Annotated in this window: 12 protein-coding genes and 3 pseudogenes; 3 read left to right on the top strand and 12 right to left on the bottom strand. The window is 70.5% G+C overall.

Annotated features, from left to right (window positions below; genetic code table 11):
- Nucleotides 1–8: 8 nt before the first annotated feature.
- The 8 genes and pseudogenes from LRS10_RS10305 to LRS10_RS25075 form a co-directional block, all read right to left on the bottom strand.
- Nucleotides 9–338, bottom strand: coding sequence for a hypothetical protein (locus LRS10_RS10305; RefSeq protein ID WP_257837175.1), 330 nt, complete (start codon nt 336–338; stop codon nt 9–11).
- Between the two features lie 92 nt (nt 339–430).
- Nucleotides 431–868, bottom strand: coding sequence for a TIGR02587 family membrane protein (locus LRS10_RS10300; RefSeq protein ID WP_257837174.1), 438 nt, complete (start codon nt 866–868; stop codon nt 431–433).
- Nucleotides 869–986: 118 nt separating this feature from the next.
- Nucleotides 987–1142 (bottom strand): annotated as a pseudogene (locus LRS10_RS10295) (DUF2391 family protein); the annotation flags it as partial.
- 366 nt (nt 1143–1508) lie between these two features.
- Complete coding sequence (locus LRS10_RS10290) at nt 1509–2450, bottom strand: heterodisulfide reductase-related iron-sulfur binding cluster (protein ID WP_257837173.1); 942 nt, start codon at nt 2448–2450, stop codon at nt 1509–1511.
- Nucleotides 2451–2530: 80 nt separating this feature from the next.
- Nucleotides 2531–2803: a 4Fe-4S dicluster domain-containing protein gene (locus LRS10_RS25080; RefSeq protein WP_374569750.1), complete on the bottom strand. Its 273-nt coding sequence runs from the start codon at nt 2801–2803 to the stop codon at nt 2531–2533.
- Nucleotides 2800–3951: a glycolate oxidase subunit GlcE gene (gene glcE / locus LRS10_RS10285; RefSeq protein ID WP_257837172.1), complete on the bottom strand. Its 1152-nt coding sequence runs from the start codon at nt 3949–3951 to the stop codon at nt 2800–2802. The genes LRS10_RS25080 and glcE overlap by 4 nt, the downstream gene beginning before the upstream one ends.
- Nucleotides 3951–5198 carry an FAD-linked oxidase C-terminal domain-containing protein gene (locus LRS10_RS10280; RefSeq protein ID WP_257837171.1) on the bottom strand — a complete coding sequence of 416 codons (1248 nt, stop codon included), beginning with the start codon at nt 5196–5198 and terminating at the stop codon, nt 3951–3953. Before LRS10_RS10280 ends, glcE begins: the two co-directional genes overlap by 1 nt.
- A 25-nt stretch (nt 5199–5223) precedes the next feature.
- A pseudogene (locus LRS10_RS25075) lies at nt 5224–5433 on the bottom strand (FAD-binding oxidoreductase); the annotation flags it as partial.
- A gap of 99 nt (nt 5434–5532) precedes the next feature.
- On the opposite strand from LRS10_RS25075, the gene LRS10_RS10275 reads away from it, so the two are divergent.
- On the top strand, nt 5533–6141 hold the full coding sequence (locus tag LRS10_RS10275; protein ID WP_257837170.1) for a hypothetical protein: 609 nt from the start codon (nt 5533–5535) through the stop codon (nt 6139–6141).
- Here the strand turns inward: LRS10_RS10275 and LRS10_RS10270 are convergent.
- Together LRS10_RS10270 and LRS10_RS10265 are read right to left on the bottom strand one after the other, a co-directional pair.
- Nucleotides 6138–6920, bottom strand: coding sequence for an enoyl-CoA hydratase/isomerase family protein (locus tag LRS10_RS10270; RefSeq protein WP_257837169.1), 783 nt, complete (start codon nt 6918–6920; stop codon nt 6138–6140). The two genes, LRS10_RS10275 and LRS10_RS10270, sit on opposite strands and share 4 nt — an antisense overlap.
- A 14-nt stretch (nt 6921–6934) precedes the next feature.
- Nucleotides 6935–8089 carry an acyl-CoA dehydrogenase family protein gene (locus tag LRS10_RS10265; protein WP_257837168.1) on the bottom strand — a complete coding sequence of 385 codons (1155 nt, stop codon included), beginning with the start codon at nt 8087–8089 and terminating at the stop codon, nt 6935–6937.
- A gap of 216 nt (nt 8090–8305) precedes the next feature.
- Between LRS10_RS10265 and LRS10_RS10260 the strand changes: the two are divergent.
- Together LRS10_RS10260 and LRS10_RS10255 are read left to right on the top strand one after the other, a co-directional pair.
- Nucleotides 8306–9899 (top strand): annotated as a pseudogene (locus LRS10_RS10260) (carboxyl transferase domain-containing protein).
- A 2-nt stretch (nt 9900–9901) separates the two neighbouring features.
- Nucleotides 9902–11794 carry an acetyl/propionyl/methylcrotonyl-CoA carboxylase subunit alpha gene (locus LRS10_RS10255; protein ID WP_257837167.1) on the top strand — a complete coding sequence of 631 codons (1893 nt, stop codon included), beginning with the start codon at nt 9902–9904 and terminating at the stop codon, nt 11792–11794.
- On the opposite strand, the gene LRS10_RS10250 is transcribed toward LRS10_RS10255, so the two are convergent.
- Together LRS10_RS10250 and LRS10_RS10245 are read right to left on the bottom strand one after the other, a co-directional pair.
- A complete protein-coding gene (locus tag LRS10_RS10250; RefSeq protein WP_257837166.1) occupies nt 11791–13008 on the bottom strand; it encodes a CoA transferase in 1218 nt (405 codons plus the stop codon). The two genes, LRS10_RS10255 and LRS10_RS10250, sit on opposite strands and share 4 nt — an antisense overlap.
- Before the next feature lie 3 nt (nt 13009–13011).
- A complete protein-coding gene (locus LRS10_RS10245; protein WP_257837165.1) occupies nt 13012–13947 on the bottom strand; it encodes an aldo/keto reductase in 936 nt (311 codons plus the stop codon).
- Nucleotides 13948–14009: the final 62 nt, after the last annotated feature.

Genomic DNA, 14009 nt, shown 5'->3' with positions numbered 1-14009 from the left:
CCGGACGTTCAGGGCTCCTCGTAGCCCTCCGGGGCCACGCGGAGGGTGAAGGCCGCGGGGTCGCGCTCGAAGACCAGCCCGCCCCGCGCCTCGCCCTTGCCCGGCACATAGGCGAAGCGCGCGCGGCGCTCCTCCACGACCTGGCCGGCCTGCTCGAGGACGCCGCGCACCTCGACCGAGGCCGCCGTGGCGTCGCTGGTGTTGCGCACGACGAGCGGCACGACGTGCCCGTCCGCGAGGCGCTCCGGCGGCTCGGCCTTCACCTGCAGCGCAGGCGGCCCTCGGTCGCCGGTGAACGCCTCCCAAGCGGAGTACCCCAGCGTCGCAAGCGTCAGCATCAGGCCAAGGCTCGCCGCGGTCCATTCGGCGATCGGCGTACGCTCCGCGAGCGGCCTTCGAGCCGGCCTTCGAGCTGGCTGGCGGGGAGCCATCAGACGACCAGCCTGGCGACGCCAGCGCCCAGCGCGGCGGGGAAGGACAGCACCACCACCGAGCGGACGGCGTCGCTGAGCGGCGGATCCAGCCGCCCGAACGTCCAGAGGATGTAGAGGCTGACCAGCAGGGCTATGCCATAGCCCGCCAGGGTGAAGTGGAATAACGCCTGCACGGGATGCTCATGCGTCTCCTGCCCGGCGAAGCCCACGGCGAACACCAGGGCGTGCAGGATCACGAGCGTGACGACGATCAGCGCCAGCGCATGCCAGGGCGTCATCTTGAAGCCGATCAGGATCATCTCCTCGGTCGGCGCGACGTTGAAGGCGAAGAACAGCGCCCCGGCGGCCATCAGGAATAGCTGGCCGAGATAGCCCGCGCGATCCTCCTTCTGCTCGCCCTCGTCGCGCCCGCGAAGCTGCTTGTTGGCCAGCACCGCGCCAAAGCTCGCAGGCGCCGCCTGAACCGCGATCAGGCCGACTGCCTCCCCGCATACCTGTGCCGGGCGTCAGCAGACCGAACAGCGCCAGCATCGCTGCGGAGACGATGAACCCGACCGCGAGCGCCGCCAGGGCGTCCAGGAGGTCATCCGTGGCGTCGGTGTCGTCGCGGAAGCCGGCGAAGCGGGCGACGCCATAGACGGTGAGGGCCAGCACGAGCAGGAAAAGCGCCAGGCGGCCGCGGTCCATGTGGAAGCCGAACTGCCACATCTCCATGGTCATCATTAGCGGAAGGCCGAAGATCACCGCGCCCGCCGCGGCCCGCGCGAGACCGCGGGCGTAACTCTCTTCGTGCGCAAGTCGGACGGCCATCGCGGTCTGAACGCCGGACGGCGAAGCTTGTTCAAACGTTGGGTCGGCCCGGCTCGCATCAACGTGACCGCGACGCCGGAACCTGTGGTCAAGCCTGGGTATTTTGCGGCGTCGTCAAAACTCGGAGCGACAGATGCAAAGCTTCCGCAAACCCATGCGGCGGCCCATCCGGAAGGTCAGCCGGAAGGCCCGCCCCCTCGACCAGCGCCTCCTTCGGGAGCCTCAGATGCCGGACCTCAGCGGCCTGATCCTGTACGGACAGCTCTAGTCCGACTGCACCATCGCCGCGCGAGGCCGGAACGGCGCATCCGGCGTCAGCGCGGCGGGACGCGGTCCGCCCGTCGCCCAGTCCAGCAACTCGACTGGATGCACAACAGGCATGTCGAGCGCGGGCGCCAGCTGAGCCATGCAGCCGACGTTGCCCGCGGCCAGCACCTCGGCGCCGGTGCGGGCGATGTTGGCGGCCTTCCGATCTCGCAGCCGGGCGGCCAGTTCAGGCTGCAGGATGTTGTAGGTCCCTGCCGAGCCGCAGCAGAGGTGGCCCTCGGCGATCGGCCGCACGTCGAAACCGGCCTCGAGAAGCAGGGCCGGCGGCGCGGTCTTGATCTGCTGGCCGTGCTGCAGCGAACAGGCGGCGTGGTAGGCGACCTTCAGCCCCTGGACGGCCCCGGACGCCTTCGCGACCTGCGGCAGGCCTGCCTCGGCGATGAACTCCAGGATGTCGCGGGCCTTGGCGGCCACCGGTGCGCCGTCCGCGCCCAGCACCGCGTCGTAGCCCTTCAACATCGTGCCGCAACCGGCGGCGGTGGTGATGATGGCGTCGACGCCCCCGACCTTGGTCCAGGCAGCGGCGTTGGCGCGCGCCAGCGTCCGCGCCTCATCGGTGCGCCCCATGTGCTGCGAGAGCGCGCCGCAGCAGCCCTCACCTTCTGCGAACACCACCTCGTAGCCGGCCCGGGTGAGCAGACGGACGGCGGCCTCACGGACCTGCGGCGTCATGGCGGGCTCGACACACCCCTGCAGCAGGGCCACGCGGCTGCGCCGTCCAGCCTGCGGGATCACGACTCCCGGCTTGGCGCGACGGCCCACCTTGGCAGGCGCAAGCCGGCGCATCGCCGCGAGCTCCGCCGGCAGGAAGCGCTCGATCGGTTTGGCCAGCCGTCCGAGGAACAGCGCCAGCGATAGCCGCCGGGGCCGGGTCAGCACCGCTGGGATCGCCGCCCGCAGCAGCCGCTCCGGCCAGGGCCGCCGGTAGGTCGCCTCGATGTGACTGCGCGCATGGTCGATCAGCTTGCCGTAGTCGACGCCCGAGGGGCACGTCGAGACGCAGGACAGGCATGAAAGGCATCGGTCAATGTGGGTAACGGCCGCCTTGGTCGGGGGGCTGGTCGCTGGCCAGCATGGCTTTCATCAGCTCGATGCGGCCGCGGGGGCTGTCGCGCTCGTCCCCCCAGCAGGACGTAGGTCGGGCAGGTCGCCGTGCAGAAGCCGCAGTGCACGCATCGGCGGATCTCGGCGCGAGCTTGATCCCTGTCGCCGTCGGGCAGGACTGCGTTCATGGGACGCTCCGTCCGGGATTGAGCACCTCCAATGGATCGAAGGCCGCTTTCACCCGCGCGTTCAATGCGTCCAGGGGTGCGGCCGACGGCATGACCACGGGCCCGGAACCACGTAGGCGGTAGGCGTGGCCGCCGGCGACGTCGGCTGCGACGTCCACGGCCGGCGCGTCGGCGTCGGTCAGGAGCCAGACGAGGCCGCCCGCCCAGTCATACAGGACGTCACCATCGACCTCCGCGCCGATCCGCCATCCATGAGCTGGCGGGACCGACACGCGCCAGAGCGGACGTGGGTCGCCCGCGAAGGCTTTGACTTCGCGGACGTCGCGCCAGAACTCGCGCGAGTGGGCCGCGTCCAGCCGCTCGACGCGGCCGAAGGGCCGCAGGCTCCCGATCAAGCGCTCGGCTCGGGCGGCGACCGAGGCCTCGAAGCCTTCCAGCCGCAGCGCCGTCACCGCCAGCTCGGCCCCGGCCGCGAACGGCGGCAGGTGCGCGGCGGCCGAGACCTCGAACGGACCGTTCAGCGCCTGGGTCATCGCCCGAACCGCGCGGGCGTCGGCGAGGCCGAACAGCAGCAGCGTCGTCTCCTCGCGCGGCGCGGGCAGCACCTTGATGGTCACCTCGGTCAGGACGGCCAGCGTGCCCCAGGAGCCGGCCATCAGCTTCATCAGGTCGTAGCCGGTGACGTTTTTCACCACCTTGCCGCCGGCCTTGAACACCTCGCCCCGGCCGGACACCGCCGAGAAGCCCAGGAAGTGGTCGCGCGCCGCCCCGGCGCGGATGCGTCGCGGACCGGAGAGGTTGGCGGCCAGCGCCCCTCCGATCGTCGGCGCGCCTGAGCTCCGCAGCAGGCTCGTCCAACGCGGCGGCTCGAAGGCCAGCATTTGCCCCTCGCTCGCCACCAGCTTCTCGAGGTCGGCCAGCCGGGCCCCCGCCTGGACTGTCAGCACCAGCTCGTCCGGGGCGTAGTCGATCACCTTGTCGAGGCCGGCGAGCGACAGCGTAACGTCGGCCGTCACGGGCGCGATCGAGCGCTTGGTGCCGCCGCCGATCACCTCGATCCGCCGACCGTGCGCCGACGTCTCGGCGATCAGGGCCTGCACCTCCTCGGCGCTCGTCGGCAGGCGGGCGGGGATGGCGGCCGCCAGCATCAGAACCTCGGCAGCTCGGGGAAGGCGACCTTCCCCTTGTGCACGTGCATGCGGCCGAGCTCGGCGCAGCGGTGCAGGGTCGGGAAGACCTTGCCGGGGTTGAGCAGCGAGGACGGGTCGAAGGCGCACTTCACCCGCTGCTGGCAGGCGAGGTCGGTGGGGTCGAACATCTCGCCCATCAGGTCGCGCTTCTCGACGCCCACGCCGTGCTCGCCGGTCAGCACGCCGCCGACAGCCACGCACAGCTTCAGGATCTCGGCGCCGAAGGCCTCGGCCTTCTCCAGCTGCCCGGGCTGGTCGGCGTCGTAGAGGATCAAGGGATGCAGGTTGCCGTCGCCGGCGTGGAAGACGTTGGCGACGCCCAGGCCGAAGCTCTGGGCCATCTGGTGGATCGCGGAGAGCACCTTCGGCAGTTGGCGGCGCGGGATGGTGCCGTCCATGCAGAAGTAGTCGGGTGCGATGCGGCCCACGGCCGGGAACGCCGCCTTGCGCCCCGCCCAGAAGGCCAGCCGCTCCTGTTCTGACCGGGAGATGCGGACGAAGTCGGCGCCGCGTGCGGCGGCCAGCGCCCGCACGTGACCTGCGAGGTCGGCGCACTCGGCCTCGGGGCCGTCCAGTTCGCAGATCAGCAGGGCCGCGGCGTCGACAGGATAGCCTGCGTGGACGAAGGCTTCGGCGGCGCGGATCGCCGGATTGTCCATCATCTCCAGCCCGGCCGGGATGACGCCGGCGGCGATGATGTCGCCCACCGTCGCGGCGGCGGCCTCCACCGACGGGAAGCCCAGCAGCAGGGCGGCGGCCGCCTCAGGCTTCGGCAGGATGCGGACCGTCACCTCGGTGACGATGCCCAGCAGGCCCTCTGACCCGGTCACCACGCCCAGCAGGTCGTAGCCGGGCGCATCGAAGCCCTTGCCGCCCAGGCGCACGACCTCGCCGCTCATCAGCACGAGTTCGCAGCCCAGCAGGTTGTTGGTCGTCAGGCCGTACTTCAGGCAGTGCACTCCGCCCGAATTCTCCGCCACGTTGCCGCCGATGGTGCAGGCGATCTGGCTGGATGGATCGGGCGCATAGTAGAAGCCCTCGGCCTCCACCGCCTGGGTGACCGCCAGGTTCGTGACGCCCGGCTGCACGACCGCGCAGCGGTTCTCGTAGTCGACCTCGAGGATGCGGTTGAACTTCGAAAGCCCCACCACGATGCCGTCGGCCAGCGGCAGGGGCGCCGCCGGACAGCGACGTGCCGGCGCCACGCGGCACCACCTTCACGCCCTCGGCCTGACACCACTTGAGGATCTCGGCGACCTGCGTCGTCGTCTCCGGCAGCACCACGGCCAGCGGCGTCTGGCGATAGGCGGAAAGGCCGTCGGACTCGAACGGGACCAGCGCCTCAGGTTCGGCGACCACGCCCTCGCCCGGAACGATGCGCTTCAACGCGCGGACGATCTCGGCCTTGCGGGCGAGAAGCGCGGGCTCCGGCGCGGGCATCCTCATGGAGGCGACGGTACGCAGAGACTCACGTCGAGCGCCACGGCCTTCTTTTCGACACCGGCCGAACGGCGTGATCCCGGCGGGAGAGCTCGACTGTTGGGGACGACGCTTAGACGACCGAACGGCCGCCCGACCGGCAGGGCCGTGGCGATCGCCGCCTCGGTCGCGGCGCACGTCGGCCTCTTCCTGCTGTTCGCCTGGCGGCTGGGCGAGCGCCCGGCGACGGTCGAGCCGCCGGTCATGGTCGTGGAACTGACGCCCTGGCCCAGTCGCGCGCCGCGCGAGCGCCCCGCGCCGCCCCGTCGCGCCGAAGTGGGCGACCGCCAGCAGCGCGAGATCACAGTACGTCCGAGCCGCCCCACGCCGCCGGGCGTCGAGGCGCCCGCACCGGCGCCCTTCGCGGTGGACGACACGCCGGGGCGCCAGGCGCTGCGTGGCCTGCTGGACTGCCGCCCGGCGAATCTCGATCGACTGAGTCCCCAGGCCCGGGAGCGCTGCCAGCAACGGCTCGCCGGCGACCCTTCGATCCGCATGGCCGCGGGCGCGCGACTGAAGCTCGACCCCTCCGGCCGCTACGCCGAGGAGGACCTGCCCTACCTCGCCCGCAAGCCCACGAAGGGTTGCAAGGTGCGCGCCGCGGGCGGCGCCGACGCGATGGGTAAGCAGGGTCCCGTCGCCGGCGTCACCTGTGCGTGGAAGTTCTAGCGCCCTTCGAAGCTGGGCGTGCGCTTCTCGTTGAAGGCGGCGACGCCCTCGCGCCGGTCCTGGGTGGTGAAGAGCTTGTTGTAGATCTCGAGTTCGAAGTTCATCGCGTGCGGCAAGTCGAGGTCCTGACCGCGATGGACGATCTGCTTGGCGCCGCGCACCGACAGCGGCGCCTTCGTGGCGATGGTCTTGGCGATCTCCAGCACATGCGACATGAGCTGGTCGGCAGCCACGACGCCATTGACCAGGCCCCACTCGGCCGCCTGCTCGGCGCTGAACGGCTGGGCCGTGGTGATCAGCTCCAGCGCCCGGCGCGGCCCCACGGCGCGGACCAGCAGCGGCCCGCCGCCCAGGCCTGGCAGGATGCCGAGGTTGGCCTCCGGCAGGCCGAACCGGGCGCCTTCCGCGGCATAGGCGAAGTCGCAGGCCAGCGTCATCTCGGCCCCGCCGCCCATGGCCGCCCCATGGACCGCGGCGATCACCGGCACGGGACAGGCGAGCTGCGCGCGGATCATGGCCTCGAACAGGCGGTGCTGGTCCGCCCATTCGTCGTCGGTCATGCCGTTGCGCTCCTTGAGGTCCGCGCCGGCCTGGAAGTGTTTGCCCTCGCCGCGCAGGATCACACAGCGCAGGCTGTGGTCGTTGGCGAGGCCGCTCCAGACCTCCAGCAGCTCGCGTCCCATCTTGGTGGACAACGCATTGGCCACCTCGGGCCGGTTGAAGGCGATGACCCTGACGCCCGGCGCGGCGTCCTCGACCTTGATCGTCTGGAAGCTCATTCGGAAGCTCGCGTTCAGAAGGACTTGGGTTGGCCCAGCACGTGGGTGGCCACGTGGCTGAGGATGAGGTTCGTCGAGATCGGCGCCACCTGATAGAGCCGCGTTTCCCGGAACTTGCGCTCGATGTCGTACTCTTCGGCGAAACCGAAGCCGCCGTGGGTCTGCAGGCACATGTCGGCGGCGAACCAGGAGGCCTCGGAGGCGACCAGCTTGGCCATGTTGGCCTCGGTTCCGCATGGTTCGCCAGCCTCGAAGAGGGTCGCGGCGTGGTCGACCATCAGGCCGGCCTGGGTCATCTGGACGTAGGCGCGGGCGAGCGGGAACTGCACGCCCTGGTTCTCGCCGATCGGCCGGCCGAAGACCGTCCGCTCCCGGGCGTACTGCCCGGCGCGGTCGATGAAGAAACGGGCGTCGCCCAGGCACTCCGAGGCGATCAGGATCCGCTCGGCGTTCATGCCGTCGAGGATGTAGCGGAAGCCCTGGCCTTCCTGGCCGATCAGGTTCTCGGCCGGCACCTCGAGGTCCTCGAAGAAGAGCTCGGTGGTCGCGTGGTTCAGCATGGTCCTGACCGGGCGGATGGTGAGCCCGTTCCCCACCGCCTGGCGCAGGTCGACCAGCAGGACGCTCATGCCGTCCGACGGCTTCTTCGCCTCGTCGCGCGGCGTGGTGCGGCAGAGCAGGACCATCAGGTCCGAGTGCTCGGCGCGGGAAATCCAGATCTTGCGGCCGTTGACGACGTACTTTTCGCCCACCTTTTTCGCGAAGGTGGTGATGCGGGTGGTGTCGGTGCCGGCGTCGGGCTCGGTGACACCGAACGCCTGCAGCCGCAGCTCGCCCGAGGCGACGCCCGGCAGATAGGCCTGCTTCTGCGCGGCGCTGCCGTGCTTCAGGACCGTCCCCATGGTGTACATCTGGGCGTGGCAGGCCGCGCCGTTGCAGCCCGAACGGTGAACCTCCTCCAGAATCGCCGCCGCCGCCTTCAGGCCAAGGCCCGACCCTCCATATTCCTCGGGGATCAGCACCGACAGGAAGCCCGCCTCGGTGAGCGCGCGGACGAACTCGGCCGGATAGGCCCGGTCGCGATCCAGCTCGCGCCAGTAGCTGCCGGGGAAGCGGGCGCACAGCTTGCGGACCGCCTCGCGGATCTCTGGGAAGGTTTCTGTCGTCACGCCGCTTCTCTGCCACGCCAACCCTGCGTCAGCCTAGCCATGCGGACCGCCGCCCCGCGCGACAACAACATTGCACGGCGAGAGCCGATCCGGGAATGATCCTGCCGCGCGCCGGCAAATCCACGAAAGAGTTCGCCGAAAGCGATGCCGTGCTTGCAGAAGTTCGCCCGGCGCCCGACAACACGGGCCAAGCAAGAGGGATCAGAAGACCTCCGCATGAGGAAGCTCTCCACCGCCGTCGACCCGGCGTCCGAGGCGTTCGCCGCCAACGCGCGGGTGAACCAGGGCCTCGTCGAGGAACTCCGCCAGCGCTCCGCCAGCGCCGCCCTCGGCGGCTCGGAGGACAGCCGCAAGCGTCACGTCAGCCGCGGCAAGCTGCTGCCGCGCGACCGGGTGATGCGACTGCTGGACCCGGGCTCGCCCTTCCTGGAGGTCGGCGGCCTGGCCGCGAACGGCATGTACGGCGACGAAGCCCCGGCCGCGGGCGTGATCACGGGCATCGGCCGGGTGTCGGGCCGCGAGGTGATGATCGTCGCCAACGACGCCACGGTGAAGGGCGGCGCCTACTACCCTGTCACCGTAAAGAAGCACCTGCGGGCGCAGGAAATCGCCCTGCAGAACCGCCTGCCTTGCGTCTATCTGGTGGATAGCGGCGGGGCGAACCTGCCGCACCAGGCCGAGGTCTTTCCCGACCGCGACCACTTCGGCCGCATCTTCTTCAACCAGGCGCGGATGAGCGCCGAGGGCATCGCCCAGATCGCCTGCGTGATGGGGTCGTGCACCGCCGGCGGCGCCTACGTCCCGGCGATGAGCGACGAGACCGTCATCGTCCGCAACCAGGGCACCATCTTCCTGGGCGGCCCGCCGCTGGTGAAGGCCGCCACGGGCGAGGTGATTACGGCGGAGGAGCTGGGCGGCGCCGACACCCATGGCCGCCGCTCGGGCGTTGTCGACCATGTGGCCCAGGACGACGAGCACGCGCTCAGCATCGTCCGCAACATCGTCGCCAACCTGAACACGACGAAGCAGGTGGACGTCACCCTCGCCGAGCCCGAGCCGCCCGCCTACGACCCGGAGGAGCTCTACGGGATCGTCCCGCCGGACGTGCGCGCGCCCTACGACGTGCGCGAGGTGATCGCCCGCATCGTCGACGGCTCGAAGTTCGACGAGTTCAAGGCTCTCTACGGCACGACGCTGGTCTGCGGCTTCGCCCGCATCTGGGGCTTCCCTGTCGCCATTCTCGCCAACAACGGCGTGCTGTTCTCGGAGAGCGCGCTGAAGGGGGGCCCACTTCATCGAACTGGCCGCAAAGCGAAAGATCCCACTCGTCTTCCTGCAGAACATTTCGGGCTTCATGGTCGGCGGCCGCTACGAGGCGGGCGGCATCGCCAAGGACGGCGCCAAGCTGGTCACCGCCGTCGCCTCCGTCGAGGTCCCGAAGTTCACGGTCCTGATCGGCGGCTCCTTCGGCGCGGGCAACTACGGCATGTGCGGGCGGGCCTATTCGCCCCGCTTCCTGTGGACCTGGCCCAACAGCCGGATCTCGGTGATGGGCGGTGAACAGGCGGCCAGCGTCCTCGCCACCGTCCACCGTGACGCCGACAAGTGGTCGCCGGACGAGGAAGAGGCCTTCAAGGCGCCGATACGCCAGAAGTACGAGGACGAGGGCAATCCCTACTTCGCCACCGCGAGGCTCTGGGACGACGGCGTCATCGACCCGGCCCAGACCCGCGACGTCCTGGGCCTGTCCATCTCGGCGGCGCTGAACGCGCCGATCCCTGAAACCCGCTTCGGCGTCTTCCGGATGTAATGATGGCCAAGCGGAAAGAGATCAGATCCATCCTGGTGGCCAACCGCGGCGAGATCGCCCGACGGGTGTTCGGCACGGCCCGGCAGATGGGCATCGAGACGGTCGCCGTCTTCTCGGACGCCGACGCCGACGCGGCCCACGTGCACGACGCCGACATCGCCGTCCATATTGGCCCGGCGCCGGCGCGCGAGAGCTATCTGGTTCAGGCCAAGATCATCCAGGCGGCCAGGGAAGCCGGCGCCGACGCCATCCACCCCGGCTACGGCTTCCTGTCCGAGAACGCCGAGTTCGCCGAGGCCGTCGCTAGGGCCGGCCTGACCTGGATCGGGCCGCCGCCCGGCGCGATCCGCGCCATGGGCCTGAAGGACGCCGCCAAGTCGCTGATGGCCCAGGCGGGCGTGCCGGTGACGCCGGGTTACCTCGGCGAGGACCAGTCGGAAGCGACCCTGAAGGCGGAAGCCGATCGCATCGGCTACCCCGTGCTGATCAAGGCGGTGGCCGGCGGCGGCGGCAAGGGCATGCGCAAGGTCGAGCGCGCCGAGGACTTCGCGGCGGCGCTCGGCGCGGCCAAGCGCGAGGCGGCCGCCAGCTTCGGCGACGACCGCGTGCTGCTCGAGACCTACGTCACCCGCCCGCGCCACATCGAGGTGCAGGTGTTCGGCGACAGCCACGGCAACGTCGTCCACCTCTACGAGCGCGACTGCTCGCTGCAGCGCCGCCACCAGAAGGTGATCGAGGAGGCGCCCGCGCCCGGCATGTCGGACGAGGCCCGCGCGGCCGTCACCGCCGCCGCCGTCCGCGCCGCCAAGGCCGTGGACTATGTCGGCGCCGGCACGGTGGAGTTCATCGCCGACGCTTCGGAAGGCCTGAAGCCGGACCGCATCTGGTTCATGGAGATGAACACCCGCCTGCAGGTGGAGCATCCGGTCACCGAGATGGTCACGGGGCTCGACCTCGTGGAGTGGCAGATCCGCGTCGCCCAGGGCGAGCCGCTGCCGCTGAAGCAGGACCAGATCACGCTCACGGGCCATGCCGTCGAGGCGCGTCTCTACGCCGAGAACCCGGCCTCCGGCTTCCTGCCCTCGACCGGACCGCTAGACCATTTCCGCCTGCCGGAGGGGGTGCGGGTCGACGCCGGCGTCGAAGACGGCGGCGAGGTGACCCCCTTCTACGACCCGATGATCGCCAAGCTGATCGCCCACGCCGACACCCGCGAGCAGGCGATCGCCGAACTGGCCGACGCCTGCGACGCCGTCGAGGTCTACCCGGTGAAGACCAACGCCGGCTTCCTGGTGCGCTGCCTGGAAGAACCCGACTTCATCGCCGGCGACGTCGACACCGGCTTCATCGAGCGGCGCCTGCAGGACCTCACCCAGCAGGGCGAGCCTTCGCCGGCCGCGCGATCCGCCGCCGCCGACGCCGCCACCCTGACCCTCGAGGAGGGCGAAGCCGACGATCCGTGGAAGGGGCTGTTCGGCTTCCGCCTGAACCGCGAGCCGGAGCCCGGGGTCCGGCTGTTCGCCAACGGCAGGGCGGTGGTCTGCGAGAGTCGGCCCGACGCGCCGGATCGCTCTGTGCTCGTCACCGACGACGGGGACATCGTCGTCTTCGAGTGCGGCGAAGCCCACGTCTTCAAGGACCACCCGCCCGCCGCCGACGCCGACGAGGGGGCCGGCGACGGCGCCATCCGCGCGCCGATGCCGGGCAAGGTCACCCAGGTCTCGGTGAAGGCCGGCGACACTGTGACGAAAGGGCAGCCGCTGGTCGTCCTCGAGGCCATGAAGATGGAGCACGCCCTCCAGGCGCCCTTCGACGGGAAGGTCGAGGAGGTCTCAGCCAGCCTCGGCGGCCAGGTGACCGAGGGAACAGTGCTGGTGAGGCTGTCCGCCGCCTAGGCCACGACGCCGGCGTCGTGCAGCCGCGCGATCTCGGTGGACGGCAGCCCGAGCACCTCCGCCAGCACTTCGTCGGTGTGCTGCCCGAGCCGAGGCGCCGGCCGCACCGGCAGGCGTTCGTCCTGCGGGATGGTCGCCGGCGCGCCTGGGACCGGATAGGTCAGGCCGCTGGGCTGCGCGATGTCCTGGAACAGCGGATTGCCCTTGAAGAGCCGCGGGTCGTCCAGCGCCGCCTCCAGCGGCTGGTAGGTCCCCCAGGTCACGCCGCCGGCGTCGAAGGCGGGCGCGAGCTGGGCCAGGGTCTTCGTCGCGAACGCCTGCTCGAAGAGCGGGTAGAGCCTCGCGCGATGAGTGAAGCGCAGGCCCTCGTCGGTGGCGAACGAGACGCCGAGTTCGGCCTCCACGGCCGCGACCGCATCCTTCAGCCCCAGCGCCTCCAGCGCCTTCGACCACTGCTTGGGCGTGATGGCGAGCAGCATCAGGGTCTTGCCGTCGGCGGTTCGGAAGTCGCGGCCGAAGGCGCCGAAGATGTCGTTGCCCATGCGTGGGCGCTGATGGCCCTGCAACTGCGTCTCGGCCGTGAAGCCGAGGTTGGCCATGGTCGCGGCGGCGATGTCCGACAGCGGCGCCCGGATCTCGCGGCCCTGCCCCGTGCGGTGACGGGCCAGCAGGGCCGAGACCAGGGTGAAGGCGCAGTAGGCGCCGGTCAGCAGGTCCCAGGCGGCCAGCACATGGTTCACCGGCCGGGGGTCGTCCTGCGGTCCGGTCATCTGCGGCAGGCCCAGCGCGGCGTTGATCGTGTAGTCCATCCCCTGCGAGCCGTCCGCCCAGCCCATGACGCGGACGCAGATCAGGTCGGGGCGCAGCCTCGAGAGGGTCTCGTAGGACAGGAAGCCATCGACCGGGAAGTTGGTGACGAACAGGCCGCCATCCTCTCCCTCGCCGTTCGGCGCCGCCGCCAGCGCCTGGGCGATCTCGCGGCCCTCCGGTCGGGATAGGTCGATGGCGATCGACTTCTTCCCCTTGTTCAGCCCCTCCCAGTAGAGGCTCTCGCCGTTCTCCGCGAGCGGCCAGCGCCGAAAGTCGGGCCCGCCGCCGATGTTGTCGAAGCGGATCACCTCGGCGCCGAACTGGGCGAGGTAGAGGGCGCAGGTGGGTGCGGCGACGAAGGCCGCGCCTTCCACCACGCGGAGGCCCTTGAGCAGGTCGTACATGGATCAGGATACCAGTTTGGTGACTTCGGCGACCTCGTCGGCGGTGAGCGCCCAGTCCGCCGTCGCGGCATTGGCGGCGATCTGCCCGGGCTGCGTTGCGCCGGCGATCACCGAGGAGACGGAGGGTTGCGCCAGCAGCCAGGCGAAGGCGAGGTCCAGCAGGCTCCTGCCGCGGGCCGCCGCCCAGGCGGTCAGCGCCTCGACCTTATTGAAGTTCTCCTCGGTCAGCGCCCGCTGACCGCGTTCGCCCCAGGCGGCGAGCCGGGTATCCTGCCCGGGGGCCTCGCCCCGCCGGTACTTGCCCGACAGCAGGCCCGAGGCCAGCGGGAAATAGGGCAGGAAGCCCAGGCCGAAGCGCTCGCAGGCTGGCAGCACCTCGAACAGCGACCTGCGGTTCAGCAGCGACAGCTCGTTCTGCGCGGAGACGAAGCGGTTCAGGTGTTCGGTGCGTGCGATCCAGTCGGCGTCGGCGATCTGCCAGCCCGCGAAGTTGGAGTTGCCGAGGTAGCGAACCTTGCCCTGGCGGACGAGGTCGTCCAGCGCCCGCAGCGTCTCCTCGACCGGCGTATCGGCGTCCGGCGTATGGAACTGGTAGAGGTCGATGTAGTCCGTGCCCAGACGGGTCAGGCTGTCCTCGACGGCCTGCATGATCCAGCGGCGCGAGCCGCCCATCTTCGCCTGGTCGCCCTTCACCGCCATGCCGAACTTGGTGGCGACGATCACGTCCTTGCGCCGGCGGCCGAGCGCCTTGCCCAGGAACACCTCCGACTGCGTGGCGCCATAGATGTCTGCCGTGTCGAAGAAGTTGATCCCGGCCGCGATCGCGGCGTCCACCACGGCCTGGGTCTGGGCCTCGTCGATGCGCATGCCGAAGTTGTTACAGCCCAGGCCGACCACGCTGACCTTCAGCCCCGAATTCCCCAGCCGCCGCAGATGCATCGGACGTCCTCCCGAGATGGCGGCGGACCGTAACCGCCTGCCCTTGGGTCGGGCTAGCGACG

Source organism: Phenylobacterium sp. J426 (assembly GCF_024699945.1).
Classification (GTDB): domain Bacteria; phylum Pseudomonadota; class Alphaproteobacteria; order Caulobacterales; family Caulobacteraceae; genus Phenylobacterium.
This window is presented reverse-complemented; position numbering and strand designations above follow the sequence as displayed.